The organism is Desulfoluna butyratoxydans, from assembly GCF_900699765.1.
GTDB classification, from domain to species: Bacteria; Desulfobacterota; Desulfobacteria; order Desulfobacterales; family Desulfolunaceae; genus Desulfoluna; species Desulfoluna butyratoxydans.
Map to the genome: position 1 here is coordinate 166,133 of NZ_CAADHO010000002.1, position 25,810 is coordinate 191,942.

Sequence of the window (25,810 nt, forward strand, 5' to 3'; positions counted from 1 at the left end):
CCCACACAGCGACTGAGACGCCATGAACACCACACACCATCGTTTGAAATCCACAGCCATGGCCGTTACCGCCTGGCTACTGGTCCTTGCAGGGGCGGGCACCCTTGTGCCCTGGGCACAGGCCACGGAAACCAACGTCATCGGTTACCGCTCCCTCTGTTCCTTCGCCCCCTTCTCCACCCTCATCTGCCTCATGGGTGCCAACATCCTGCTGACCCTTCGTAAACGCCTCACCGCAGCGTCAGAGGAGTAGTCGTGCCGAAAATAATCCGACTCTGTCTTATCGGCGCCCTCCACGTCACCTGCTACCTGTGGCTGATCCCACAGGTCATCATGCCCCGCTTCGGATCCACGGGCTCCAAGGCGGCCGTGGCCTGCGTGGTGACCCTCTCCCTGGTTCTGGTCACCCTCATGTTCCGCAAGAAAAAACAGCCGGAAAAAAAGACCGGGCGTTAAACGTCCTCCAGTTCCGTGCGGATCGTGTTGCGCACACGGTTGACAATGGCCCCCAGCTCCTCTTTTTTGTAGGCCCGGACATCCACCGGGTCATGGACCACAAGGGAAACGCCCCCGGGCATCAATTCGGTGCTCCCCTTGGGAAGAATGGCGCGGGTCCCCTTGATGGTCACGGGAAGGACGGGCAGTCCCAGGTCGTGGGCAAACCGGAAAGCCCCTTTCTTAAAATGGTTGAGGCTGCCGTCGTCACTTCGGGTCCCTTCGGGAAAAAAGATCACTGAGGTGCCCCCCCGGACCTTTTTGCGGGCGTGGTTGAGGGTCGAGACGGCCTTCGCGCTGTCGCTGCGGTCGATGAAGATGTGTCCCATGCTCTTGCAGACCCAGCCGATGAGGGGAACCTTCTCCAGCTCTTTTTTCATCACCCATTTGATGTCCAGGCCCAGCCAGCCGTAAAGGACATAGATGTCGTAGTGGCTGAGGTGGTTGGCCACCACCACGTAGGAGACCCCGTCCCGGATCTTCTCCCGGCCCGATACCGAGACCCACATGGGGGTCATGAAGCTGTTGACGCGGGCCCAGAAGGTGGCGATGGTTTTCGACGCGAAATTGGGGGAGACGATCACGGAAAGCAGCACGGCCAGGGGGGCCAGCACCAGGGTGGAGAGCCCCAGAAACGGCACCACCACGCCCCATCGGTAGGGCCAGTACAAAAAGCGACCGAACCGCCCCCATGCACACTCCACATTGCCGCCCCACTCTTCTGCGTATCGCCTGAGGGCGGCCTCCACGCTGTTTTTTGTCCCGTTGCCGGTTGCCATCGTCTCTCTCCTACTGGGGAATCCTGCTCCCAAAAAATAATCATTGGCCATGGAGACATGCTCCGCACGTCTCCGCGATCTTAGTTTTCCTTAACCATGACCAAGGGTCTGCGACAGAACCCTGGGGCCGCGCCTTAGACCTTGTCCTTCACCTCATTCCAGAAACTCTCCACCCCCTCTTTCCATCCGCTCAGGTAGGTGTCGATGAATCCCTGGAACCGCTTCTGGGCGGTGCGCCCCGTAACGGCGAAGCGCTCGGACTGATGCTTCAGGACCTGGGAAAAGTAGTCCCCCAGATGCTCGTCCTTAAAGGGGTTGCTCCCCGGCGTCCAGCCCAGGGCATACTGCAGCTCCCGGTAGTGGGCCGTGCGGGACCACTCCAGGCCCGCCCGTTTCCCCTCTTCAATGAAGTTGGCTTCAAACTCGGCCTTTTCACGCTTCAGGCGTTCCACCACGCTGGACATGTCCAGCTCGTCATGGATCTTCTGTCGCAGCGCCTCCTTCTTACGGATCATGTTGGATATGGAGCGCTGGAAAACCTGGGAAAAATTCATGCTCGAACGCCACTCTTTCATGCGCTCGTAGAGCTCGTCCGGCACGCTGATCGTCACTTTTTTTGCCATGTGTATCCCCCGAAATGGTCGCAATGTTACCCAGTACAACCTGCCACACCCCATCAATACGTGTCAATAAAACAATACGTACTCCCTCACCACTACGTACCGCACCGCCACCTTCGGATAACGGGGCCATGGCCACGGCCGCCGGTATTTTCCCGCCGCCGTGCGCTCCTGGGGAAAACCCTGTGGCCCCGCCCCCGCTTCTGTGATAATGAATGATGCAGTTGTAAAATATTGAGGTTACGGCGCCTCCCGTGAGGTTCTCGGGGGCCGGTATGAATGTTTTTGGAGTGATATGATGAAACAGTGGGTTTTTGTAGTGGTCCTTTTGGTTCTGGCAACCGCCTGTGCACGCCCTCCCCAGTATGTTCCCAGCAAAAAACCGGCCCGGTTCAGTTATGAATCCGCCGTGGACGGTCAGATCGGCACCCTCTCCACCCAGGTGGCCAAGCAGCTCACGCGACGACGCATCCGCCGCGTGGCCGTCAAGGAGTTTACCCGCATCGACGGCAAGCGCAAGCAGCTGGAAAAATACCTGGAGATGGAAGTCTCCGACAAATTGTTCAAAACCGGCTACTTCACGGTGGTGCGCAGCGAGATGCTGGAGGCCACCGGGGAAGACAGCGTCCTCGGTCTCGTTGAGAGCGCGGTGACCAAAAACTCCGATATCAAGGAAGAGGATGCCCGCAAGGTGGGCCGCGCCCTGAACATCGATGCCATCGTGGTGGGCCACACCGTGGTGCTGGGCAACGCGGTAAAGCTCTCCATCCAGCTCATCTCCACGGGCACGGGCGGCGTCTTCGGATCGGCATCGGCCATGATCACCAAGGACCGGAACATACGCACCCTGCTGGACGAAAAGGCCGCGGGCAAGGCAGCCTCCCTGGGCCGCAACGGAGAGTACGGGGACTTCATCAACACCGGGGAAAACCAGTACCACGAGCTGGTCCCCGACCTCTACACACTCTACGTGAAGCAGGTCAACGACCAGATGGACATCTTTGCCGAGACCGGGCCCACCGTGGAGCTCTTCTTGAACGACGAGTACAAGGTCATGGGCGTCGACGAAATGGTCTCCTTTACCCTGGACGAAAAGACCTACGTCCTGACCCTGCGCAAAATCTCCGGCCGAAGCGCTGTCTTCAGCTTTGCCAAGCTGAGAAACGCCTCGGATGACGAAGAGGCCCAGGCGCCGCCCGAGCCCTAATCGTCAGTGGGCCCCGGTGCCGAACCGGGGTCCCTGTCCTTAAAGAGCTTGGGGTTGTTCCAGTGACGGGTCTTGTCCCGGGCGCTTTTTTTGGCAAGGTTTCTGGCCAGGGCCTCGGGCAGGTCCACCCCGGTCTGGTTGGCGATGCAGACCAGCACAAACATGAGATCGGCCAACTCGTCCCCCAGATCCGGGGCGGGCTCTTCCCGCTTGAAGCTCTGGTCCCCGTACACCCGCGTCATGATCCGGGCCACCTCACCGGCCTCTTCCAGCAGGATCCCCAGGTTGGTGAGCTCGGAAAAATACCGTACCCCCACCTCTTTCACCCAGCGGTCCACCATCTCCTGGTATTCGCCTATGCCTGTGTCGTTTTTCATGCCGTGCGTCCTTTTCTGTCGCTGATTTTGGGAACGGCTCCTCCATACCACGGTGCGTTGCAAAGGGGGAACCCTTTTGGTAGAGTCGTCACGTCCGGGTGCCGAGGCCCACAGGGCCCGTCCCCTTATCAACCTTATATATACAATCCAGGCCCCTGGGGCCCGGAACCCCGTACCCAAGGGATACACGAATCATGAGCAACCGAGTTGAACTCCTCGCACCGGCGGGAAATCCGGAAAAACTGGAAATTGCCGTCCACTACGGCGCCGACGCCGTCTATCTGGCGGGCAAGGCATTCTCCCTCAGGAACTTTTCAGGCAACTTTACCTTGGAGGAGATGGCGGCGGGCATCCGCCACGCCCACGCCCACGGCGTCAAGGTCTACGTGGCCTGCAACGTCTATGCGCGAAACGACGAACTCGACGCCATGCGCGATTACCTCGCCGCCCTGGCCGAGGTGAAACCCGACGCCCTCATCGTGGCCGACCCGGCCATCTTTGCCGCGGCCCGGTCCATCGCCCCCGGTATTGATCTTCACATCAGCACCCAGGCCAACACCACCAACCAGGAGACCGCCCTCTTCTGGAAATCCCTGGGCGCCACACGCATCAACGTGGCCCGGGAGCTGCCCCTCACCGACATCAAGGGGGTGGTGGACAACGGCGGCCTGGAGGTGGAGGCCTTTGTCCACGGGGCCATGTGCATCTCCTACTCCGGCCGCTGTCTTCTCTCCAGCTACCTCACCAACCGGGACAGCAACCGGGGCCAGTGCAGCCACCCCTGCCGGTGGAAGTACTCCGTGGTGGAAGAGATGCGCCCGGGGCATTACCACCCGGTGCAGGAAGACGAAAGGGGCTCGTACATCTTCAACTCCAAAGACCTCTGCATGATCGACCACGTCCCCGCCCTCATCGAATCAGGGATCCACTCCCTGAAAATCGAGGGGCGCATGAAGGGCATCAACTACCTGGCCTCGGTGGTGAAGACCTACCGGGAGGCCATCGACGCCTACTACGAGGACCCGAAACACTACACGACCCGTCCGGAGTGGGTGGAAGAGCTCTCCCGCATCAACAGCCGGGAGTACTCCACCGGCTTCTACTTCGGCTACGAAGGGGACGCCGCCCCCAACTACGGGGACTCCCGTCCCGGCACCATCCACCGCTTTGCCGGCAAGATCACGGCCGTGGACGGATGCCGCGCCACCCTCCACGTGCGCAACAAAATCACCGTGGGCCAGGAGGTGGAGGTCCTCACGCGAAAAGGGCCAGCCCGCCCCGACACCATCGCAGCCATTGAAAGTCTTGACGGGCGTGCCCTGGAGCTTGCCCAGCCCAACACCTGTGTGGGCGTCACCCTCAACGGGAGCTACGCGCCAAACGACCTGATCCGCATCGCCGAAGAGAGCACCTACGGCCACGCCCCCGGCGCGTCCCGGCTGCCCAAAAACGGCAGCGCCCCGCGTTCCTGATCAAAAAGCAGCCTGTTTCAGGAGAGTTGCAACCTCCTGACAGGCTGTGATATTATGAATCCATAGCTCCCGGTTCCAACCAGACCCTGTCCCCCCCTTTTTTTACTGAGTCCCCCAAAGCGCCCCTTCTCCGTCCCTACCCCATTGGGAGATATCGAGCCCGTCCCTGCGGCTCCGATCATCCCGGGAACCCCCGCCAGCCCCCACCCGTTCACCATGACAGAGGTGACCCATGAATAACAAAGTCGTTTTTGTGGATGACGAAAAACCCATTCTGGACTCCATCTCCCGCGCCTTTCGAAACGAGCCCTACAAGATCTACGCCTTTGACGATCCGACCACCGCCCTTGAAGAGATCCACGTCATCAAACCGGCCGTGGTGATCTCCGACCGCATGATGCCCGACATGGACGGTTCGGAGTTTCTGGAGAAGGTCCGCATCCGCTGGCCCTCGGTGGTGCGCATCATGCTCACCGGTCACTCCGACATCGACGCCACCATCACCGTCATCAACAAGGGCCACATCTTCCGGTTCATCAACAAGCCCTGGAGCAAGGCCGAGCTTAAAATGTCGGTAAAAAACGGGGTGGACCACTTCAACCTGGCCATGGAAAACAAACAGATGTCCCAGGTGATCAAACAGAAAAACGAAGCCCTGCTGGCCCTGAACAGCGAGATGGAAAACCGCCTGAGGTCCTGCCTCACCGATGTGGAGGAGACCGCCAGACAGTACAAGGAACTCAACTGCCGCCTTCAGGAAACCCTGACGGCCATCATCACCGATATCGAACAGGCCAAGGGGAGTTGAAAAAAAGGGGGTTCCAATGGCCGAGATCCTCGACGAAGAAAAAAAAATCGTCATCAAGATCGTCTACTACGGACCGGCCCTCTCCGGGAAGACCACCAACCTCATGCAGCTTCACGACCTCATCCGGCCGGGCCGGTGCGGCGACCTCATGAGCCTGGAGACCCGGGGCGACCGCACGCTTTTCTTTGACCTGCTACCCATTCTCGCCAGCACCGACGGGGAGTACCGGGTGAAAATCAAGCTCTTTACCGTCCCCGGGCAGGTAGCCCACGACGCCACGCGCAAAGCGGTCCTCTCCCGGGCAGACGGGGTGGTGTTTGTGGCCGACTCCCAGACGGCACAGGCCCTCAACAACTTTCAGAGCTTTGAAAACCTGGAAAAAAACGCAGGGCGCATCGGCCTGGACTTCGAGCACCTTCCCCTGGTGATCCAGTTCAACAAACGGGATCTTCCGGACATCCTCACCACCGAGGAGATCCGCTCACGCTGGGAGCCGTCGGGGCTCCCCGTCACCTTCTCCACCGCCCTCACCGGTCAAGGGGTCCGCACCACGTTCGAGACCATCCTTTCGGCCACTTACCGTAATCTGGACGCCTCCCATGACCTGGGAGGCAGCTACCGGATCATGGAAGAGAACCTTCATTCGGTGCTGCCGTCCCACGCCGACCCCGTGAGCCATTGACCCAAACCCAAGGAGCCCAGCCCATGGAGCGTTCCCATGAGACCATCACCCCCTTTGACAGGGAGTACTCCTTGAGGGACCTGCTCCCCCCGGAGGTTGTCCTCACCTGGGCCCGTGCGGCTCCGCCCCTGGGCCTGGGCCACCTCTCGGTGCTCATGCCCGACGGCACGCCCCTGCTCCCGGATGCCGGATGCGGGGAGGTGACCCGCGCCATCGGAAAACGCCTGGCTGAAACCCGACCCGGGACAAGGGCCCTGAAGGAGACCCCCAAGGGATGGGTGATCCTCACGCCCCTGATCCACGAGCTGGACATCCTGGGCTATCTGGTCCTGGGGTTCAATCCAGACGGCAATATCCCCACCGACGAGCTGACGGCCGCCGAAACCATACTGGCCACGGCCATCACCCAGATCATGAAAAGCGGGTGCGGCCTGGCCATGGCCTCCCGGGTCCACGGCGAGGTGGTGGAAGACACCTTTGCCAACCTCAAGGAAAAAGCAGCCCAGCTGGCCAAATCCGAAAAGAAATACCGGCTCCTTGCCGCCAGCCTGGACAAAGAGGTCAAACGGAAAACCGAAGAGATCCGGCAAGCCCAGGAACACCTCATGCAACAGGAGAAAATGGCCTCCATCGGTCAGCTGGCCGCCGGGGTGGCCCACGAGATCAACAACCCCATGGGCTTTATCACCAGCAACATCAACAGCCTCGATGAGTATGCAGGAGAACTCATCCGCTTTGTGACCCTGCAGCGCGACCTCATTGACGAAGCTCACCGGGCAGGCCTTTTCACCGATGACAAGACGGCCCGCCTCCTGTCGGAGCTCCGCCACATCGACGAAGGCGCGGACATCGACTTTATCCTCAAGGACATCCCCCCGCTGCTCAGCGAATCCATCGACGGGGCCGAGCGCATCCGCAAAATCGTCCAGGATCTGAAGGACTTTGCCCACCCCGGCGAGGAGACCCTCTGCCTGGCCGACCTCAACACCAACCTGGACAAAAGCATCAACATCGTGGGCAGCGAGCTCAAGTACAAGGTCACCCTGGAAAAAGACTATCGACCCCTTCCCCCGGTGCAGTGTTACGCCCGGCAACTTGACCAGGTCTTCATCAACCTCTTGGTCAACGCGGCCCAGGCCATCACCGACAAAGGGACCATCACCGTCACCACCAGCCATGACAGCACCCATGCCGTGGTGGCCATTGCAGACACAGGCACCGGTATCCCCAAGGGAAAGCTGAAAAAAATCTTCGATCCCTTCTACACCACCAAACCCGTGGGCAAGGGTACCGGCCTCGGCCTTAACGTGGTCTACAACATCGTCAAACGCCATCGGGGCTCCATCAGCGTCAAAAGCGAGGAGGGCAAAGGCACCACCTTTACCCTGCGCCTTCCCCTGCACCGAGCCCTCCCCGCCGAGGAGAACGAACCATGAGCCGACTCGCATCCCTCTTCCTGGGCAAAGACCCTCCCGACTCGGAAGAGCCCCCCGAGGACACCCGGCCCTACGCCATCCTCTTTGTGGATGACGAAGCCGGTGTGCTGTCGGCCATGAAACGCATCTTCCGAAAGGAGACCTACCGCATATTTACCGCGTCCTGCGGCGAAGAGGCCCTGGAGTGCCTCCGGCGGGAGGAGATCCACGTCATCATCACCGACCACCGCATGCCCGGCATCACCGGCGCCGACCTCTTGCGCCGAATCAAGCGGGAGTACCCCAACACTATCCGCATCATGCTCACCGGCCATGCCGACGTGGGGGCCATCATGGGGGCAGTGAATGAAGGGGCCGTGTACAAGTTCATCACCAAGCCCTGGAGCGACGAAGACCTGCGCATCACCGTGGGCCTGGCCCTGGAGCAGTACGACCTTATCCGGGAAAACCGGGCCCTGAAAAAAAACCAGGTCTCCCAGACCAAGCGCATCAACCAGATGAGCCGCTTCATCAACACCCACCGGAGCCAGGTGGGATCCATCCTGATGAAGCAGAACCTCCTTCGAAAAAATGATCTGGAAAATGCCCGGGAAATCCAGGCAAAGAAAAACCTGCCCATGCCCCAGGTACTCATGGAGATGGGCCTGGTGGACGAGGGAACGATCTTGAACGCCATCCAGCGGGAGATGGGCATCAACCGCGTCTACCCCGCGGAGTTCAGCACGCCCGAGGCCCTGGTGGCCCTGATTCCCCGGGAGATCTGCAAAAACAACCTGCTGGTGCCCCTGAAGCGCACGGAAACCGGAATCATGATTGCCATGAACGATCCCAGCGAATACCTGAAGATCGAGGACCTTCAGTTCATCACCGGCCTGCGGGTGGAGCCGGTCATTGCCACGCGCAAGGAGATCATCAAAAAAATCGAGGAGCTTTACGGAGAGGAAGAGGCGGGCCTGGATGAGCTCACCGTGCTGGAGATGGAGGACCCCACCGAGGCCATTGAGATCATCCTCGACGAAGAGGACGAGGAAGCCGACCTCAAAGAGCTCCTCATCGCCAAGGACCAGCCCCCGGCCATTCGCATCGTCAACGCCATCATCTCCGACGCCCTGCGCCACGAAGCCTCGGATGTGCACATCGAGCCCAAGACAAAATACGTCATGGTGCGGTACCGCATGGACGGGCTCCTCAACGACAAGATCCACGTCCCCATCACCATGCACCCGGCCATCGTCTCCCGCATCAAGGTGATGGCCGAGCTGGACATCTCCGAGCGAAGGCGCCCCCAGGACGGGCGCATCACCGTGAAGACCCCCTCGAAAATGGTGGACATCCGCCTCTCCTGCCTGCCCACCATCAACGGGGAGAAGGTGGTGTTCCGCATCCTGGACCGCAACGCCTCCATCAAGAGCGTGGAGGACCTGGGGCTCACCAACGAGGAAAAAGAGATGGTCACCCGCCTCATCAACCGACCCCAGGGGTGCATCCTCACCACCGGCCCCACGGGCAGCGGAAAGACCAGCACCCTCTATTCGCTGATGCAGGAAAACGCCTCGGTCACAAAAAACTACACCACCATCGAAGACCCTGTGGAGTACTTCATGTCCATGGCCGAGCAGGTCATGGTCAAGGAGAAAATCGGCCTGAACTTTCCCATCATCCTGCGGGCCATCCTCCGCCAGGACCCCAACGTCATCATGCTGGGAGAGATCCGGGACTTCGAGACCGCCGAAGTGGCCTTCCACGCCGCCCTCACCGGACACACGGTCCTGAGTACCCTCCACACCAACGGCAGTATCCCCACCATCACGCGCCTCAGGGACATGGGCATCCAGCCCTACGTCATCGGCGAGGCCTTGAGCGGTATCATCGCCCAGCGCCTGGTCCGCCGAATCTGCGACAACTGCAAAGAAGAGGAGGCCCTCTCCCCGGCCACCGTCGATGCTCTCGGCATCAACGCCAACGGCGGGACATTCCCGGCCTTCCACGGCAAAGGCTGCGACCGGTGCAACAACTCGGGCTACCGGGGGCGCACCGGCCTCTTTGAGATCCTCACCGTCACCCAGGAGATCAAGCAGCTCATCAACACGGCCGCCTCAGAGTCCGAGCTCACCCGGGCCGCCCGATGGGCCGGTATGAAACCCCTGGTGGAAGACGGGTGGACCAAGATCAACCAGGGCGTCACCACCGCCGAAGAGGTGCTCCGGGTCCTGGGCCCCCAGAACACCCTGGAGGTCAAGTGCCCCCACTGCAACGCCAACTTGAGGGAGCGCCACCGCTACTGCCCCTTCTGCTCGGGCCGAATCCTGCTCCAGTGCATCAACTGCGGGTGCTACCTGGAGCCGGACTGGAACGGCTGCCCGGACTGCGCCACCCGCGTCACCGACCGCTGAAAAACCCATTCGCCCTTCACCATAAAATCCGGGAGGGGTGCCTTACCCCTTTTTCTCCCGTGCCCCGGCGCCCCCTTGGCCGCCCCTGCGCTTTGCAGGCTCGTACTCCACCCGATTCCTTCCCTTGCTCTTTGCCCGATACAAAGCATCGTCCGCCCGGCCAATGGAAGCCTTGATGTCCTCGGACGGGGTGTACTTGGTCACCCCCACGGAGATGGTCACCCGAAAATCCGCAGGAAGCCCGTCAAAAGCAAGCCCTTCGGTGAGAACCCTCACCCGCTCGGCGCATTGCATGGCCTCACTCACCCCGGAGTTGGTGAGAATAAGGATAAACTCCTCCCCCCCGTACCGGGCGATGTGATCGATGTCCCGCAGGTTCTTCTGGATGGCCTGGGCCACGGTGCGCAGCACGATATCTCCCGCCTCGTGGCCGAAGGTGTCGTTGACCCGCTTGAAATGATCCAGATCGAAGATGCAGATGGAAAAGGGGTGAACCCCGCGATCCCCCAGGGCCTTCTCCCGCTCCAGGATCTCGAACATCTGGCGGCGGTTGAACACCTGGGTGAGGTCGTCGTGGATGGCCAGCTTCTCTATGGTGGCCATGGCCCGGGCCACCTTTTCCCGAAGGCTGGTGATGTAGCCACCCACCAGGGAAAACCAGGGAAGCACCACCATGAGGATGAGCAGGTTCATCACCTCCAGCCGGGTGTTGAAGCCGTCTGGGTCCTGCCTCTGAAGGAGAAACAGCACCGCCCCGTAGCTTGCGATGGCAAAGGCCGAGAGAAAGAGGAACTGCCGGACCTTGAGCCGGAACAAGCCGTAGACGAACACCACAAGGTAGAGAAGAAGCAACCCGCCCCGGGCCTCCCCCGAGTAGTAGACCCCCACCATGACCCAGAAGGTCCCCATGCCCATCTGAAACAGGGTGAGGCTCGGGTCCTTGAAGCACCGGTTCAACCCGCTCAAAAACACCAGCAGCAGGGCGATGTTGCACAACGCCACCAGGCAGGTACACCGCCACAACACGGCCCAGGGAATCTGGGAGAGCCCCATGTAGCGAACATAGGCAAAAAGCCCCAGCCACAGAAGGTAGGTGGTTGCGGCCATGGCAAACCGCTTGAGCCGAAGCCCCTGGTTGAATGTTGTCTCGGACATACCTGTCACCCCGTTGCTTGCGTTACCTGCCAGGCACACGGAGGGCGGAGGACGCCCCCACCGTGTGGTCCATTGTCCGTTGTCGCGAAGCCTTTCTGCCCCCTCAGAGACGAACCCTGAAAAACAAGGTGTAGAGAACCGGCACCATGCCCAGGGTGATCACCGTGGCAAAGACCAGCCCGAAAATTATGGAGACCGCCATGGGCTCGAAAAGGGGCCCGCCCCCCACCCAGAGGGGAATGAGCCCGCCCACGGTGGTGAGGGTGGTGAGCAGGATGGGACGAAGGCGCCGCTGGGCCGCAATCACCACGGCGTCGCCTGGCTCCAGCCCGTTCTCTTTGATCTCGATGCGGATGCGATCGAGCAGCACATTGGCGTTGTTGATCACAATGCCCGAAAGGGCCACCACCCCCAGAAGGGTCATGAACCCGAAATAAGACCGCGCCACCAGAAGCCCCACGGTGACGCCGATGAGCCCCAGGGGCACGATGCAGAGAAGCAGGGCCGTCCGCCTCAGGGAGTTGAACTGGAGGATGAGAAGCAGCATGATCAGCATGGCGGCAAAGGGCAGCTCATCGGCGATGGCCTGGTTGGCCTTGGCCGACTTTTCCGCCTCCCCGGCCACCTCGTAACGGTACCCAAGGCCCCAGCCGCCGCTCTGTTCCGCCAGCCAGGCCGAGACCTTCTCGTTGATGGCCAGGGCGTTGAATCCCTCGAAGAGATCGGCGTACACCTCCACGGTGCGAAGCCGGTCCCGGCGAATGATCTTACCGTGCTGCCAGTCCGTGTCCATATGGGCCACCTGGCTCAAAGGCACGGACTGGCCTGTTGCCAGGCTGTAGATGCGCAGCCCTTCCAGTTTTTCGATGTCGTTTCGGTCCTCGGCCACGGAACGCACCACAATGGGGATGAGGTCGTCCTCCTCCCGATACTGCCCCACCTGGACCCCGCTTAAGGTCCCCTGAAGGGAAAGAGCGATATCCCGGCTGGTGATGCCAGCACGCCGGGCCCGCTCCTGATCCACCCGCACCACCAGCTTGCGGGTGTGGCGCCCCCAGTCATCCCCCACCTCCCGCACCCCCGGTTCCTTGCGAAGGCGCTCTTTGAGCCCGTTCACCAGCGTAAAGAGCACGGCATCCCGCTTGCCGGAGATACGCACCGCCACCGGATGGTTCACCGGCGGCCCCACGGACAGACGGGACACCTTGGCCCGGACCTCGGGAAGTTCGGCGTCGCAGAAATCCTGAAGCCGGTTCACCACCTCGGCCACGGCCTCAAAGGAGGTGGTGTTGATGAGGAGATAGGCAAAGCTGCTCTCCGGCGGATCCGGCCGGTAGGAGAGGATAAACCGCGGGGCCCCTTCGCCGATGAAGCTCCCCCAGTTCACCACCCCTTCCCCCCCATCTTCCGCCATGAGGTTGGCCTGGATAAAGGCTTCCATCCGCCTGACCATGGCTTCGGTGTGGGCGATGTCCGAGCCCGGGGGTGTCTCCACGGTGGCGGTGATGATGCGGCGGTCCGAGTCCGGCATGAACCGCTTGGGCACATACCGAAACCCCGCCATGGCCACCACGAAGGCAAGGCACATGGCCGCAACAAACAGCAGTCGGTGGCGCAGCACCCCCAGAAGGGCCCGCCGATACCGGGAATAAAAAGGCGACTGATACCCCGGCTCCTTTTCCGGGCCCTTGACGCGCAGGAACCGGACACAGAACAGGGGGATCATGGTGAGGGCCAGCACCCAGGAGCTGAGGAGGGTAAGGGTCACCACCTTGAACAGGGGTGAGGTGTACTCCCCGGTGGACGATTTGGCCATGTAGATGGGCAAAAAGGCAAAGGAGGTGGTCAACGAGGCCGTGAGCAGCGGGCGCGCCAGCTCCTTTGCCGAGGTCACCGCAGCCTCGGCCACGCTCTGGCCCTCCCGCACCTGGGTCATGATGGACTCGCTCATGACAATGGCGTTGTCCACCAGGATTCCCAGGGAGATCAGCAGGGCCGTCAGGGAGACCTGGTCAATGCCGATGCCAAAAAAGCCCATGAGCAGAAAGGCCATGAGGATGGTGACGGGGATGAGGCTGGCCACGAGGAGCCCCGTCCGCACCCCCAGGCTCACCAGCATCACCAGGCAGACAATAACGATGCTCTGCATGAGGTTGGAGAGAAAATCGCTGACGCTCCGGTGGACCCTCTCGGGCTGACGGGCCAGGAACTGAAACCCCACGCCGATGGGATAGAGGGCCTCCAGCCGCTTGGTAAAGGCCGTCACCTCCTTGCCCAGGGCGATGATATCCCCGCCGTCGGACATGGAGATGGCCAGGGCCAGGGCCGGAGCACCGTTGAATCGCATGCGGGTGGAGGGAGGGTCTTTATACCCCCGGGTCACGGCCACCAGGTCCTTTAAGTAGACCACCTCCTTGCGGCCCGGCACCGAGATCACCGTATCCAGGATCTCGGCCACGGCCTCAAAGTTCCCCGTGGGCTCCAGATTGATCCGCTCCTGCCCCGACTCCAGGGCCCCGCCGGGGGTGATGATGTTGCGCTGGGAGAGCACCTGCTGGAGCATGAGGGGCGAGATGCCGTACCGGGCCAGGCGCGCGGAGTTGAACTCCAGAAACACCTGCTCCTCCTGGGCGCCGATGATCTCCACCTTGGCCACGTTGTCGATGCGGAGCAGCTCGTCACGCACCTCGTCGGCCACATCCTTGAGCTCACGATACGTGTACCCCTCGCCGGTGAGGGCCAGAACCTGGCCAAAGACATCCCCGAAGTCGTCGTTCACAAAGGGCCCGATGACCCCTTCCGGGAGCCTGGGTGTCTCCCGGTCCACCTTGCGCCGCAACTCATCCCAGATGGGACGCATGGCTTTATAGGATTCGTCGATATTCACGTAGATAATGGAGATACCGGGCCGGGACTCGCTCTCCACGTAGTCGAGCTCGGAGATCTCCTGGATCGCCTTCTCCAGCCTGTCGGTGACCAGCTGCTCCACCCGCTCCGGGCTGGCGCCGGGAAAATAGGTGGTGACCATGGCCACCCGGATGATGTAGCCGGGGTCTTCGTCCTGGGGCAGCCTGTGCAAGGTCACCCAGCCCCCCAGCACCACCATGAGGATCACCACCAGGGTCACCCGGTTCATGCGGATCGCCGCTTCCGTGATGTGCATCATGGCGCCTCCCCGACTTTAAGCAGCACCCGCATGCCCTCGCTCAGGCGACTCATGCCCGCCGTCACCACCCACTCGTCGCCGGTGAGGCCGGAAAAGACCTCAAGGCCGTCCTGGGTCAGGGCCCCCACGGCCACGGGAAGGCGCCGGATCGTTGCCTTGCCCTCCCCGTCGGGCTCTGCGGCAAAGAGAAAAGGTCCGGACGCATCCTGCCCCACCACATGGGAAGGGACAAGGAACCGCTCCCCCCCGCGCCCCGGGAATCGAAAGGTGGCCTCCGCCGCCATGCCGGGCAGCACCTCCCTGACCTCGTCCACAAGGCGAAGGGTCACGGGGTAGGTGGCGGCAAAGCCGGTGGCCGCCGTGCCCACCTCGTACACCACGGCCGGAAAGGGCCTCTTTCCCATGGCGGCAAACCGCACGGCCACCGCCTGCCCTGCCCGGATGTCCGAGATCATCACTTCGGGGATATCCACATGGACCTCGACCCGGCGCCCGGAGGCAAGGATGGCCACCGGCACCCCTGCCCCGGTATTTTCGTTCTCATCGGCCAGGACCATGGTCACCGACCCCGACATGGGCGACACCAGGCGGGTGTATCCCAGCTGGCGCTTTGCCAGGTCCCGCTTCTTCTCGATGGAGGTCACCTGGGCCGTGGCCGACTCCCAGGCCGCCCGGGCCCGGTCCAGATCGCTTTTGGAGATGTTGTCGTTCTCCCAGAGCCGCCGGGCCCGTTCATAGGAGAGGGCGGCGTTGCGGGCCTGGGCCCTGGCCTGATCCAGGCCTGCTTCGGCCTCCTGGACACGCAGTCGGTAGTCCCGGTCGTCCAGGGAGGCCACAAGATCCCCGGCGCTCAGAACGTCCCCCACCTTCACCGGGATTCGCTCCAGGGTACCCGGCACCTTGAAACTGAGCCTGGACTCCACCGAGGCCAGGGCATACCCGGAAAAAACCCGGGAGACCTCCGGGGCCACCTGCCTCGCCTTCTGCACCCGCACCGGCCTCAGATGAACCTCCTCGGCTGCCCTCTCCCCCGAACACCCCACGCATTCCAGCGCCAACAGGCTTGCCGCCAGAACCACTCCTCTCCACACCCGACCGCCCATACCCTCTCCTTATGCAATTCCGTCTCGGTTCATGCATCACGTGGCCGGCAATCACATCGGCGCCATGCCCGCGTCTCTGCTCCCAACCTCCTCTGCTGCGGCCTTTGCGAGCCGCCTGACCATCGTCTCTCCGGCCCCCCCGGAAAAATCCAACCGCCCCAGCAAACGCTGGAGTCGAAGCATGGCCGCCATGTGATCGTAGACTGCATTGTCTGCGGCAATACGCGCTGAAACCGCCGTGTTCTGAGCGTCCAGCAGGGTAATCACCGCCACGGCCCCTTCGGCGTAAGCGTCGGTGACCAGGGCAAGGTTTTTCTCAGCGGCATCCCGGGAGGTGGCGGCCAGCCCGATGGTGGCCCCGGTGGCCTGGACCGCGTCGGCGGCGTCGGTGATCTGCTCGGCCAGGACCGTCATGAGATAACGCCGTTTCAAAGAGAGGGCCGAGGTCTCCTCGGCCGCCTGCCTCAGATCAGCCAGGCGCTCGCCCCCCGTGGCCAGGGGAAAGCTCGCCTGGATGGCCACGTACCACTCCTTCTCATCATAATTGGGCAAGACCCGGTCGTAACCTCCCCGGTCGAAAATCTCGGTGACGGCCCCCTTCAGGGCCACCTCCGGAAGGTAGAAGGCACGCCGAGCCCCCCGGACACGGCGACGGCCCGAGGTCAGGGCATGGTCCACCTGAAGAAGCTCCGGCGAGGCCTCCCGGCCCACGTCCACTAAGGAGGCCACCAGCGCCCCGAACTCCGTGGGCCGATCCAGCATCTCCCGGAACGCAGGGTGCACGGTCAAAAGAACCGCCTGGTCGGCCTCGCCGTTCAGGGTGTCCACCGTATCGGTCACCTCCATGCCGCACAGCCGCTTCAGGGCGTTTGCCGCAAACCGCACCTGAACCCGGGCGTTGAGAAGCGCCGTGCGATTGCTCGCCACCTCGCTCTCCCACCTGAACAGCTCCGACGGGTTGAGGGCCCCCACCTGTTTCCGGGCACGGGCCCTCTCCAGGTTCTCCTGGGTCACCCCAAGGTTTCCCTTGCGCACGGCTGCCAGGCTGCGCGCCTTGAGCAGGTTGATATAGGCCTGGCCCGCGGCCAGCGCTTTGTCCAGCTCCCGGGCCTTCTGCTCCGCCTCTCGGGAGAGCTGAAAGGATTTGGAGGCGCTGTAGCCGCTCAAGGCCGCTTCGGAATAGATCACCTGGGTCAGGGTCAGGCTGCCTTTGACGGTATCCTCGGACTCCGTGCCCCGGCTCTTCTCCGCGCTGTTCTCGTCGATGCGGATCCCGGTCACCGACGCCTCGATGCTGGGAAGCAAAGCCGCCAGCACCTTCTTGGACTCCTGTGCCCCGGCCTCCACCAGGCGGGCCTCCGAGGCCAGGTCGGGGTTGTACAGACGGGCCCGTTCCATGGCTTCCGCCAGGGAGAGCAGCACCGGCTCCGGGCTCTCTTCCCCCACCTTTTCCGCATAGCGGTACAGTTCCCAGCGAGGCGTAAAACCGATGGCCTTTGCCGTTCCCACATGGATCACGGGGGTCCCCTCCACGGCCCACTCATCCCGGTCCGACCCCACCGTCTCACCCCGGGCCATGCTGTACAGGGTCAATGCCGTCCGGCGGGCCAGACGCCTTGTCTCGCCCTTGGGCACCGAACCGAAGAGAAGCCCGGCCTCCACATCCCTTCTTCCTCCCATGGCATAGGAGGGGCGCTTCCCGGCCCTGAGCTCAGCCGCCACCCCGGCCATGGCCGCCTGGGACATCCCGGGAAACGGGGAAAAAATCACCCCGCCCGTTTCGTGTCGCACCGCCTCACGCAGGGCATCGCCCCGGGCAGGGACCGTGCGCAGGGTCCAGGGCACCTCCTGCAGAAAAGGAACGGTTCCCAGAAACGCCTCGATGCGGGGAAGGATGGGCCGGGCCTGCTCATCCACCAGGACCGTTACCCGGGGCACTGTCACTGCCCCGAAAAACTGCCCCAGCCCCGTGCGAATCAGGGGCCCCACCACAATGCCCCGGAACCCGGGGGCTGAAACCTCCGGCCGGACCAGCAGGTGGGTGGCCAGCACCGGGGTGTTCCACCGGGTCCTCTCTGCAGCCGCCCCCGAGGCCACGTACCCCAGGGCCACACCCAGAGAAACCTCGCCGTCGGCCTCCAGGGCGTCAAAGGCCGAATCCATGCCCTCCGGGGTGGGCTCTCCCCGCCACACCTTGTCTTCGGGGAGCACCAGCTCCATCTCCGGCCCGGCAAGGGTGGCAAGTTCACGTCGCACCCCCGTGAGCAAGGCGTCCTGGGAAGGAGCAGCGCCTCCGATAACAACCCCCACGACCCTGCGCACCGGCGCCGCGTGGGGCACGGCCGCCCCAAGGAGGATCAGCCAGACCAGCACCCACCCCGCCACCCTTTTTCCCCCACTGCCTGCCCACCGCCTCCCACCACCCATCAAAGCCTCCTTGCCACCTCTCGGTGGTCCGGGGCCGGAAGGCCCAGGACCTGTGTCATGCTCTCGGCCATGTAGCTGGCCGTGGCCGTTAAAAAAGGTTTGTCGTACCCGGGCAGGTCAAAGGCCATGAGCACCGCCTCCCGCTCCATGATGTAGTACTGGATCTGGGCCATGACGCTGACATACCAGTACTGCACAAAGGAGTCACCGACCCCCGGGACATGCTCCCGAACAAAGGTCCTCAGTTTCTGGGGCTCCTCCAGCCGCATGAGGGCCCGCGACGATTTGGGGTGCAGGTCCATGCGGGACCGAACCATGAGGATGCCGTACCATTCGGGCACCCCCGGCCCGAGCAGGGCCAGGAGGCACCGGTGCATCATGTACCCCATCACATCGGACACCTGCTGCGGCGTGGTGTACTCTCCGGTGTCCAGGGTGCCGAACAGGCCGGGCAGGTCCAGTTTCTCCTCCATGATGTGACGGATACACGCCAGGTAGAGCCCCTCCTTGTTGGTGAAATGATAATTCACCGACGACAGGGAGGTCCCCGCCTCTTTGACGATTTCGCGGATACCTGTTCCGTCGAGGCCCTTTCTGGCAAACAAGGCCCCTGCGGCATCAATGATGGCCTGACGGGTCGACTTGAAAGGCAGCATAACGGGTCCCTTCTCCGGCATGGCGGCGTGCCCGTCCCTGCGGACAAAAAGAACACGTCACCCGGCAAACTCGGTTTTTATGAGAGAAACAATGTTATAGGAGATATACGAACGTTCGTTCGAATGTCAATATTTATTCGCAGGTAACAGACAGGGGAGAAGGATCAGAAAACATGGGAGAAAGGGACGACCGGACGTAACCGCGGGGCGAAACGCGCCGGTGGCCATAAAAATAAAGAAAGAATCGATGGTAACTGTTCAGCTTGCCTTCTATGGTTAAAGTGGGCAAGAAAAGCCTGCCTCCGGCGGCCAGGGGATTTTTAGCCTAAGTGGCTTCGCCACCCCTGGACCCCAGGTTGCGAATGCCCTCTCCCTTCGTTCCTCAGGGTGAGGACATTCGCGAAGGTTTCTGGATAAGCGAGCAAGACCTGTTTATCAAACTTTTCAAAAGCTTGCCCCCCGGCAGGGCCGCCGGAGGCGCTTTTGAGCGGAATCGTTACACCACCGCTTTCGCAAGACCCATTCAGGTCCGGAGGGTGGCTTTCAGGCGATTGGGGTGCAAAAGCAGGTCCAGGGCTGCCAGCACGTCCGGGCACACGATGTCCGCGGACATCAGGGCAGGGGAGGCCGCCCCTTCCGGCCCGGTGACGGCCACGCCCACACAGGCCAGGCTCAGCATGCGGCAATCGTTGCGACCGTTGCCCACGGCCACCACCGAATCGGCTCCCAGGGTCTGCACATAGGTGGCCTTCTGCTCCGCCTCCTCCCCGGGGGTCAGGACGGTGAGAAACACGGGCCAGTCGGCCAGGGCGTCCCCGGCCCGGCCAAAGGTGTCGGCGGTGACCACGTGAATGGTCAGGGACCCGCTCAGGGCCTCAATGCGCTCTCTGACCCCCACCAGGGGTTTCCCGTCCAGGGCAAGGGTCCCGTTGTAGTCAAGGACCAGGTGAGAAACGGCAATATCGGAAAAACCCGGAATGGATTCGGTGATCATGGAAACCCCCTCGCGTCGATTTTTTTGGAAAAAAGTGCTAAGTATGCGCCCATGCCCTCCCTGAAGGTCGCAGGCCATGGGCCTGCACGGCACTTAAGGAGACGCGGCACGGCTATCTGCCGGAATGCTTATACCATACACCACCCTGGAGGAAGAATGAACAACCCGTTGATCAGCGTGATCATCCCCACATACAACCGGGCCTGGGCCCTGGCCGGCGCCGTGGATTCCGTCCTGGGCCAGGACTACCCCGAGGTGGAACTCATCGTGGTGGATGACGGCTCCACGGACGAAACCCCGGCACTGCTGGCCGCGTACGGGAACGCCCTTCAGGTCATCACCCTGGACAACGGAGGGGTAAGCCGGGCGCGAAACCACGGGGTTGCCGCGGCACAGGGAGAGTACATCGCCTTCCTCGACTCCGATGACCGGTGGTTGCCGGAAAAGCTCTCGGAACAGGCCGCCTTTTTCAAGGCCAACCCCGAGGCGCGGATCTGCCAGACCGAAGAGCTCTGGATCCGAAACGGAAAGCGGGTGAACCCATGCAAGCACCACAAGAAACCCTCCGGGGATATCTTTGAGGCCTCTCTCCACCTCTGCCTGGTGAGCCCGTCGGCGGTGATGCTCCATGGCACCCTCTTGAAGGAGGTCGGCCTCTTTGACGAGGCCCTTCCCGCCTGCGAAGACTACGACCTCTGGCTCAGAATCGCCTGTACAACCCCTGTCTACACCACCCCGTCCCCTTTGGTGATCAAGCACGGAGGCCACGACGATCAGCTCTCCAAAACCCCGTTTCTGGACCGGTTCCGCATCCAATCCCTGGTGAAACTGCTGAAAAGCGGCGTCCTGTCCACGGCCCAGGCCGAGGCGACACGAGCTGTTTTAGAAAAAAAAGGCCGGATTTACGCCGGAGGCTGCCGAAAACACGGACGGGACGAGGAAGCCGACGCCATCACCCGTCTGGTTAACCAGACGATCCCGGCAAAAATCAGCTAACCCCTTCTCATTCTTACCCTTTATCCTTGATTTACCCTCCACCCTGCTCTAACATAATACCGAATTCATTCATACAAACAGCGTTCCACATCATGACCTTCACTCCCCCCCTGAATGTCACGGGAAAGGTCTCCAACCCAAGGAGGATCACCCAATGATTCGATGGATAGCTGCTTTTCTCCTGGCCCTTGCCCCCATGCAAGCGGCCCATGCCATGGGCTCCATGCCCGGCGAAGCCTTTACCCTCAGCCCCTCGGACTACCGCTGGACCTATCAGGAAGTACTGCACATCACCAACCCCGAAGACGGGGTCACCCTCTCCTGCAACCTCTTTCTTCCCGAGCCCAAGGTACCGGGGGAGACATTCCCCGCCCTGGTCATGCCCAACAGCTGGCTCATGGAAGAGCACGAGTACTGGGTCCAGGCCAAAACCTTCTGTGAGAAGGGCTACATCGTCCTCTCCTACAGCGCCAGGGGCTGGGGCCAGTCCGAGGGCGTGGTGAACGTGGGAGGTCGAAAGGACACATCCGACATCACCACCCTCATTGACTGGCTCACGGCCAACACCCCGGTAGCCGGGGTCGTAAAGGCTCCGGACGGAAGCGTCGCCGACGACTCCGACGCCAGGATCGGCATGTGCGGCATCTCCCTTGGCGGGGGCCTCTCCCTCATGGGGGCCGCCTTCGACACCCGGGTCAAGGCGGTCATGGCCATGGTCCCCTGGGGAGACCTGGTGGACTCACTCTATCTCAACCAGAGCCCCAAGCCGGTCTGGGTCAAGGTGATCCTCGTGGGCATGGGCGAGATCGCCGCCAACCTGGACCCCGAGCTCAGCATCATCACGGATCAGCTCTTCAACCATGAGCACGAAGCCCATTTCGATACCCTGCTTCCCTGGGCCCTGGAGCGCTCCCCCGTCAATTTCCTGGAGCGGTTCAACGATGAGGACCGGGACCTGGCAGTATGCATCAGCACCAACCTTCAGGATTTTCTGTTTACCCCCAACCAGATGCTCCGCTTCTATTACGGCCTCAACGTCAAGGCCAAGCGCATCGACTTCAACCGGGGAATCCACGCCACGACCGAGGGATCAGGCCTTATCGGCATGCCCAACATCGTCTGGAACCGGGCCTACGCCTGGTTCGACGAACACTTGAAGGAGATGGACACAGGCATCATGGACAACCCGCCCATCTCCATCGACAACAAAAGCTCCACAGACCGCCACTACCTTGACCACCTTTACATCAAGGACATCAACGGCACCCACCTCGAAGGCATCTCACGGCCCCCCATTGATAACGACATCGTGCCCGAGAAGCGCTACCTCACCCACCGCCCCTGGTACAGCTACAGAGGGGGGCTGGCAACCCAGGCAGGGGACGGGTCGGACACCATTTCCTCAGGCCTTGTCTCGGGACTCACCCTGGGGATCCCTCTGCTGAGTTCCCTGTTGGAGGCCCACACCCAGTTCCTGAACATCACGGCCAGCCTGCCCCTGTCCAGCCGCAGCAAGGCCATCGTCTTTGCCACGGAACGGGTGGGCCAAACCCGCACCCTGGTGGGTACCCCCACCCTCAGCCTTACCCTCACACCGTCTGCCCAGCGGGTGCAGCTCATCGCCCACCTCTACACCGTGGATGCCCTGGGCATCGGGACCCTCATCTCCCACGCCCCGCTGGTCCTGGTGGAGTCGGACCGTCTCATGCCCAGCGCGGAGCCGGGAATGGCCAAGACCTACGAGTTCAACTTCATCACCACCGCAGCAAATGTTCCCAAGGGCCACCGCCTGGCCGTGGCCATCGATACCTTTGACATCTCCTACAGCAGGCCTTCGGACGAAGGATTCGACATCACCTTCCATTACGGTGAAGGCTCGTTCCTCGAAATTCCGTGGCTGCAGTAAACGCCCCTGTTTAAATCTGCCGGGGGCTAACCGTTTAAAAAGTTCAACATACAGGTCATAAAAAAATATGTGCATGAGTGCCGTTTTAAATGCGGATGTGATTTGCCCCGAGGAACGAGGGGCAAATCACATCCGCTACCTGCTTTCAAGGTGGCACACCTTGCCGCCGGGGGCAGGCGTTTGAATCGTCACAAAAAAAGCGCCGCTGCAATCTCTCTGCAGCGGCGCTTATCATGTGTGAACCTGCCTCTTTTGTTTTCCCTGCCCGGGCTTTTTCCCGGGAGCCGTCTCCGGCTATGCCCCTTGAAGATGGGCCTCCAGAAAATCCATGGTCTCGTCCACACCTTTCCCCTGGTGCACCACGCCGTTCAAGGCCTTCACGAGGAGGGCGGGGTTCTCGTCCTGGAAGACGTTGCGGCCGATGGAGAGGCCCGCGCCTCCGGCCTGGTTGGCATCGTAGACCATCTGCACGATGTCCCTGTGACTGGACATCTTGGGCCCTCCGGCGATGACCACGGGGATGCAACAGCCGTCCACCACCTTGGCAAAGGTTTCGGGGGATCCGGTGTAGGGCACCTTCACCACGTCGGCTCCGAGCTCTTCGGCCAGGCGCGCCGAGTGCTTAACCACCTCCACGTCGTACTCATCCCGGATCCCGGCCCCACGGGCGTAGACCATGGCCAGGAGCGGCATGCCCCAGGAAGCGGCCTCGGAGCTGATGCGGCCGAAGGACTCCAGCATCTCCATCTCCTTTTCGTCCCCTAAGTTCACGTGGATGGAGATGGCGTCGGCCCCCAGGCGGATGGCGTCTTCCACGGAGCCCACCAGGGTCTTGGCGTTGGGGAACGGAGAGAGCACGGTGCTTGCCGAGAGATGGATAATGAGGCCGATGTCGTTGCCGTGGCCCCTGTGGGTCCGGCGCGGCAGCCCTTTGTGCATAATCACGGCGTTGGCGCCGCCTTCGGCAACCTTGTCCACGGTGCCCTTCAGGTCCACCACCCCGTAGATGGGGCCCACGGTGACCCCGTGGTCCATGGGGACGATGATGGTTTTTCCGGTGTTGCGGTTGAAGACGCGTTCGAGTCTGATGGCTTTTCCAAGAAGCATGGCTCCTCCTTCATCGGCTCTGCAGGGTTGAGCTTCGGCGGCGGCTGGTGGGTGTGTGGTTTTTAAAAACAAAAAAAGGCCGCCGGCTTGTCGTCGCCTGCGGCCCTTTGCTTAGTCGTTTTGGTTGGTTCAATACGATCGGCAAACACCCCAGGCGCAGGTAAAAAACCAGAAAAACCAAAAAAATGCGCGGGTGTGGGTGAGTGATCGATTCATGAACAAGTGTGTTACCAGAACACCGTCCCCCTTGTCAAGCAGGGGTTATGCCTTTGATCAACCCAGACCGAAAAAACCTTAAAACCGTTACTATTTAGAGTTGCCGAAGCGCCCCACCGCCCCTATCAGGCTGACGATGCGCTCCCAGAGATTTTTCCGGTAGACCACTTTGAGGTAGAGGTTCCCGGGTCGCCCGCCCCCTTTGCCCTCTTTTCCCATGCCGGTGAGGCGAATCTTCTGTCCTTCCCGCACGCCGGGGGGAATCTTCACCACCAGCTTCTTTCCCCGGGCCTTATGAAAATAAGCAAAGGGGCCGCCGGATGCGGCCAGCGCTTTTTCAATGGTGATGGTGTCCATGACATCCCCGCCCTTTTTGGAGCCCTTGGAGAGAAGGGAGCCCAAAAGGGACGCGGCCTGCCCGCCTAAAAACCCGCCGCCGGAGCCTCTGTCTTCCACACCTCGATGGTTTCCGCCCCCCGAAGACCTGAAAAAAGAGCCCTTCATGAAAAATCCGGGCCGTGAGACATGGAAGGATTTCCAGCCGCTGCCGTAAAATTCCTTGAAGATGGCATCGCCCCCCCGAAACCCGAAATCCTTGGCCAGCTCCTCGAAAATGGCATGGATGTCCGTGCCCTTGAAGATGTCCTGATCGGTATAATCCTGACGGAAGCGATGGGCGGCACCAGAGCCGTAGGAACTTCGCATGGCGTCGTAATTGCGCCGCTTGTCCGGGTCTGAGAGGACGGCGTAAGCTTCGTTGACGGCTTTCATCTTCTCCGCAGCCTCGGGGTTGTTCCGGTTGCGGTCGGGATGATGAATCAACGCGAGCTTTCGATAGGCATCGCGGATGGTGGTCGCGTCGGCGTCCTTGGTGACGTCGAGGGTGGCATAGTAGTCGGTCTGTTCCATGAACCTGCTTATAAAAATAGTCTTATTGGGAGATGCGCTCTTCCACGTCCTCGAACTCCGGGAGCAGCTTCTCGTCGATGATATCGCCTTCAATCTGCTTAAGGCTCTCGTCGGTCACAAGCACCTTGCCCTCTTCGTTGATCACCGTGTTGTTGTCCAGGATAATCAGGCCGGTCTTCTCCATCACCCGGTTGCGGTAGTTCCACCGCTGCTCCATCTGGTATTTCTGCAGCTTGAATTTCCAGAAAAGCCAGAAGAGAAGAAAGATGAGGGTCCCTGCCACCAGGGCGCCCAGGCCGATGAAGAGGTAGTAGGCCGTTCGCTCCCCCACATGGCCGATGGTGGCCAGGATCACGTCGAGCTTGTAGAGCACCACCGAACCGAGCCCGAGGATGAAGATGCCCGCCAGTGCAGGGAGCTGATGGATCACGGAGACAAAGCTCTGAAAGGTGCGCCCCAGGTTTCCGCGCCCGCGTCCATCCTCCTCGCCGTCCGCCCCTTCTTCCGGTTCCATGTCCGGGGCGTTGCCAAAAAGATAGAAGTTGAAGCCGATGACCACAAGGCCGATGAGGAACACCATGACGAGGGGGGCGATGAAGGAGACGAAGAAGTATTGCTTCCAGGGGAAGGGGCCGCTTTCGGGGCCGATGGAGCCGATGAAGTGCGCCACAAAAATGACGAATTCAATACCCGAGAGAAGAATAAAAAAGGTATTGAAGTACTCTTTTATCTCTTCCGCATCAAAGAGTGAGGCCACCCCGATGCGGTTTCTGTTTTCTGATTCCATGTCAACAACCCCGTGGTTCTGAGCGCCAATTAATGATGCGTTGTAATTAGCCGACGTGAAATAGCGCCTCGCACCACCCTACGCCTTACCTGTTACCGCCCCTCCCGACAGGAGAGAAT

Annotated in this window: 22 protein-coding genes; 10 read left to right on the forward strand and 12 right to left on the reverse strand. The window is 61.5% G+C overall.

Features of this window, described 5'->3' with window-relative positions; translation table 11 throughout:
- The first annotated feature begins 22 nt into the window (after window positions 1-22).
- Together MSL71_RS05875 and MSL71_RS05880 are read left to right on the forward strand one after the other, a co-directional pair.
- The gene (locus tag MSL71_RS05875) at window positions 23-253 is read left to right on the forward strand and encodes a hypothetical protein (protein WP_180137761.1); all 231 of its coding nucleotides are present in this window, start codon (window positions 23-25) and stop codon (window positions 251-253) included.
- Between the two features lie 2 nt (window positions 254-255).
- Window positions 256-456 carry a hypothetical protein gene (locus MSL71_RS05880; RefSeq protein WP_180137763.1) on the forward strand — a complete coding sequence of 67 codons (201 nt, stop codon included), beginning with the start codon at window positions 256-258 and terminating at the stop codon, window positions 454-456.
- Here MSL71_RS05880 and MSL71_RS05885 read toward each other — a convergent pair.
- Entirely contained in the window at window positions 453-1,274 is an 822-nt protein-coding gene (locus MSL71_RS05885; protein ID WP_180137765.1) for a lysophospholipid acyltransferase family protein, read from the reverse strand. The genes MSL71_RS05880 and MSL71_RS05885 overlap by 4 nt on opposite strands.
- 134 nt (window positions 1,275-1,408) lie before the next feature.
- Window positions 1,409-1,897: a hypothetical protein gene (locus MSL71_RS05890; protein ID WP_180137767.1), complete on the reverse strand. Its 489-nt coding sequence runs from the start codon at window positions 1,895-1,897 to the stop codon at window positions 1,409-1,411.
- Window positions 1,898-2,189: 292 nt separating this feature from the next.
- Here MSL71_RS05890 and MSL71_RS05895 point away from each other — a divergent pair, with 292 nt between their 5' ends.
- Entirely contained in the window at window positions 2,190-3,101 is a 912-nt protein-coding gene (locus tag MSL71_RS05895; protein WP_180137769.1) for a hypothetical protein, read from the forward strand.
- Here MSL71_RS05895 and MSL71_RS05900 read toward each other — a convergent pair.
- Window positions 3,098-3,478: a nucleotide pyrophosphohydrolase gene (locus MSL71_RS05900; RefSeq protein WP_180137771.1), complete on the reverse strand. Its 381-nt coding sequence runs from the start codon at window positions 3,476-3,478 to the stop codon at window positions 3,098-3,100. The genes MSL71_RS05895 and MSL71_RS05900 overlap by 4 nt on opposite strands.
- 194 nt (window positions 3,479-3,672) lie before the next feature.
- Here MSL71_RS05900 and MSL71_RS05905 point away from each other — a divergent pair, with 194 nt between their 5' ends.
- From MSL71_RS05905 to MSL71_RS05925, 5 genes are all read left to right on the forward strand, one after another.
- Entirely contained in the window at window positions 3,673-4,950 is a 1,278-nt protein-coding gene (locus MSL71_RS05905) for a peptidase U32 family protein (RefSeq protein ID WP_180137773.1), read from the forward strand.
- A gap of 232 nt (window positions 4,951-5,182) precedes the next feature.
- Window positions 5,183-5,758, forward strand: coding sequence for a response regulator (locus MSL71_RS05910; RefSeq protein WP_180137775.1), 576 nt, complete (start codon window positions 5,183-5,185; stop codon window positions 5,756-5,758).
- Between the two features lie 16 nt (window positions 5,759-5,774).
- Window positions 5,775-6,440 (forward strand): GTP-binding protein, encoded by a 666-nt coding sequence (locus MSL71_RS05915; protein ID WP_180137777.1) that lies wholly within the window; start codon window positions 5,775-5,777, stop codon window positions 6,438-6,440.
- A 23-nt stretch (window positions 6,441-6,463) separates the two neighbouring features.
- Window positions 6,464-7,876, forward strand: a complete 1,413-nt coding sequence (locus MSL71_RS05920) for a sensor histidine kinase (protein WP_180137779.1) — start codon at window positions 6,464-6,466, stop codon at window positions 7,874-7,876.
- Window positions 7,873-10,269, forward strand: a complete 2,397-nt coding sequence (locus MSL71_RS05925; RefSeq protein ID WP_180137781.1) for an ATPase, T2SS/T4P/T4SS family — start codon at window positions 7,873-7,875, stop codon at window positions 10,267-10,269. Before MSL71_RS05920 ends, MSL71_RS05925 begins: the two co-directional genes overlap by 4 nt.
- Window positions 10,270-10,311: 42 nt before the next feature.
- Here the strand turns inward: MSL71_RS05925 and MSL71_RS05930 are convergent, their stop codons facing one another.
- The 6 genes from MSL71_RS05930 to MSL71_RS05955 form a co-directional block, all read right to left on the reverse strand.
- Entirely contained in the window at window positions 10,312-11,424 is a 1,113-nt protein-coding gene (locus MSL71_RS05930; RefSeq protein ID WP_180137783.1) for a GGDEF domain-containing protein, read from the reverse strand.
- A 103-nt stretch (window positions 11,425-11,527) separates the two neighbouring features.
- On the reverse strand, window positions 11,528-14,590 hold the full coding sequence (locus MSL71_RS05935) for an efflux RND transporter permease subunit (RefSeq protein ID WP_218950965.1): 3,063 nt from the start codon (window positions 14,588-14,590) through the stop codon (window positions 11,528-11,530).
- Window positions 14,587-15,693 carry an efflux RND transporter periplasmic adaptor subunit gene (locus MSL71_RS05940; RefSeq protein ID WP_180137785.1) on the reverse strand — a complete coding sequence of 369 codons (1,107 nt, stop codon included), beginning with the start codon at window positions 15,691-15,693 and terminating at the stop codon, window positions 14,587-14,589. Before MSL71_RS05940 ends, MSL71_RS05935 begins: the two co-directional genes overlap by 4 nt.
- A 51-nt stretch (window positions 15,694-15,744) precedes the next feature.
- Window positions 15,745-18,120 (reverse strand): TolC family protein, encoded by a 2,376-nt coding sequence (locus MSL71_RS05945; RefSeq protein ID WP_180137787.1) that lies wholly within the window; start codon window positions 18,118-18,120, stop codon window positions 15,745-15,747.
- Window positions 18,120-18,776 carry a TetR/AcrR family transcriptional regulator gene (locus MSL71_RS05950; protein ID WP_180137789.1) on the reverse strand — a complete coding sequence of 219 codons (657 nt, stop codon included), beginning with the start codon at window positions 18,774-18,776 and terminating at the stop codon, window positions 18,120-18,122. Before MSL71_RS05950 ends, MSL71_RS05945 begins: the two co-directional genes overlap by 1 nt.
- A 523-nt stretch (window positions 18,777-19,299) precedes the next feature.
- Complete coding sequence (locus MSL71_RS05955) at window positions 19,300-19,770, reverse strand: HAD family hydrolase (protein WP_180137790.1); 471 nt, start codon at window positions 19,768-19,770, stop codon at window positions 19,300-19,302.
- Between the two features lie 156 nt (window positions 19,771-19,926).
- Here MSL71_RS05955 and MSL71_RS05960 point away from each other — a divergent pair, with 156 nt between their 5' ends.
- Both MSL71_RS05960 and MSL71_RS05965 read left to right on the forward strand, forming a co-directional pair.
- Entirely contained in the window at window positions 19,927-20,766 is an 840-nt protein-coding gene (locus MSL71_RS05960) for a glycosyltransferase family 2 protein (RefSeq protein WP_180137792.1), read from the forward strand.
- A gap of 154 nt (window positions 20,767-20,920) precedes the next feature.
- On the forward strand, window positions 20,921-22,672 hold the full coding sequence (locus MSL71_RS05965; RefSeq protein ID WP_180137794.1) for a CocE/NonD family hydrolase: 1,752 nt from the start codon (window positions 20,921-20,923) through the stop codon (window positions 22,670-22,672).
- Window positions 22,673-22,966: 294 nt separating this feature from the next.
- Here the strand turns inward: MSL71_RS05965 and MSL71_RS05970 are convergent, their stop codons facing one another.
- From MSL71_RS05970 to MSL71_RS05980, 3 genes are all read right to left on the reverse strand, one after another.
- Window positions 22,967-23,779 carry a 2-amino-3,7-dideoxy-D-threo-hept-6-ulosonate synthase gene (locus MSL71_RS05970; protein ID WP_180137795.1) on the reverse strand — a complete coding sequence of 271 codons (813 nt, stop codon included), beginning with the start codon at window positions 23,777-23,779 and terminating at the stop codon, window positions 22,967-22,969.
- 306 nt (window positions 23,780-24,085) lie between these two features.
- On the reverse strand, window positions 24,086-24,904 hold the full coding sequence (locus MSL71_RS05975; RefSeq protein ID WP_180137797.1) for a DnaJ domain-containing protein: 819 nt from the start codon (window positions 24,902-24,904) through the stop codon (window positions 24,086-24,088).
- Between the two features lie 22 nt (window positions 24,905-24,926).
- Complete coding sequence (locus MSL71_RS05980) at window positions 24,927-25,691, reverse strand: hypothetical protein (RefSeq protein WP_180137799.1); 765 nt, start codon at window positions 25,689-25,691, stop codon at window positions 24,927-24,929.
- Window positions 25,692-25,810 lie beyond the last annotated feature (119 nt).

Coding starts and splice junctions, on each gene's coding strand:
- MSL71_RS05875 (WP_180137761.1), top strand. CDS start 23: ATGAACACCACACACCATCGTTTGAAATCCACAGCCATGGCCGTTACC.
- MSL71_RS05885 (WP_180137765.1), bottom strand. CDS start 1,274: ATGGCAACCGGCAACGGGACAAAAAACAGCGTGGAGGCCGCCCTCAGG.
- MSL71_RS05890 (WP_180137767.1), bottom strand. CDS start 1,897: ATGGCAAAAAAAGTGACGATCAGCGTGCCGGACGAGCTCTACGAGCGC.
- MSL71_RS05895 (WP_180137769.1), top strand. CDS start 2,190: ATGATGAAACAGTGGGTTTTTGTAGTGGTCCTTTTGGTTCTGGCAACC.
- MSL71_RS05900 (WP_180137771.1), bottom strand. CDS start 3,478: ATGAAAAACGACACAGGCATAGGCGAATACCAGGAGATGGTGGACCGC.
- MSL71_RS05905 (WP_180137773.1), top strand. CDS start 3,673: ATGAGCAACCGAGTTGAACTCCTCGCACCGGCGGGAAATCCGGAAAAA.
- MSL71_RS05910 (WP_180137775.1), top strand. CDS start 5,183: ATGAATAACAAAGTCGTTTTTGTGGATGACGAAAAACCCATTCTGGAC.
- MSL71_RS05915 (WP_180137777.1), top strand. CDS start 5,775: ATGGCCGAGATCCTCGACGAAGAAAAAAAAATCGTCATCAAGATCGTC.
- MSL71_RS05920 (WP_180137779.1), top strand. CDS start 6,464: ATGGAGCGTTCCCATGAGACCATCACCCCCTTTGACAGGGAGTACTCC.
- MSL71_RS05925 (WP_180137781.1), top strand. CDS start 7,873: ATGAGCCGACTCGCATCCCTCTTCCTGGGCAAAGACCCTCCCGACTCG.
- MSL71_RS05930 (WP_180137783.1), bottom strand. CDS start 11,424: ATGTCCGAGACAACATTCAACCAGGGGCTTCGGCTCAAGCGGTTTGCC.
- MSL71_RS05935 (WP_218950965.1), bottom strand. CDS start 14,590: ATGATGCACATCACGGAAGCGGCGATCCGCATGAACCGGGTGACCCTG.
- MSL71_RS05940 (WP_180137785.1), bottom strand. CDS start 15,693: ATGGGCGGTCGGGTGTGGAGAGGAGTGGTTCTGGCGGCAAGCCTGTTG.
- MSL71_RS05945 (WP_180137787.1), bottom strand. CDS start 18,120: ATGGGTGGTGGGAGGCGGTGGGCAGGCAGTGGGGGAAAAAGGGTGGCG.
- MSL71_RS05950 (WP_180137789.1), bottom strand. CDS start 18,776: ATGCTGCCTTTCAAGTCGACCCGTCAGGCCATCATTGATGCCGCAGGG.
- MSL71_RS05955 (WP_180137790.1), bottom strand. CDS start 19,770: ATGATCACCGAATCCATTCCGGGTTTTTCCGATATTGCCGTTTCTCAC.
- MSL71_RS05960 (WP_180137792.1), top strand. CDS start 19,927: ATGAACAACCCGTTGATCAGCGTGATCATCCCCACATACAACCGGGCC.
- MSL71_RS05965 (WP_180137794.1), top strand. CDS start 20,921: ATGATTCGATGGATAGCTGCTTTTCTCCTGGCCCTTGCCCCCATGCAA.
- MSL71_RS05970 (WP_180137795.1), bottom strand. CDS start 23,779: ATGCTTCTTGGAAAAGCCATCAGACTCGAACGCGTCTTCAACCGCAAC.
- MSL71_RS05975 (WP_180137797.1), bottom strand. CDS start 24,904: ATGGAACAGACCGACTACTATGCCACCCTCGACGTCACCAAGGACGCC.
- MSL71_RS05980 (WP_180137799.1), bottom strand. CDS start 25,691: ATGGAATCAGAAAACAGAAACCGCATCGGGGTGGCCTCACTCTTTGAT.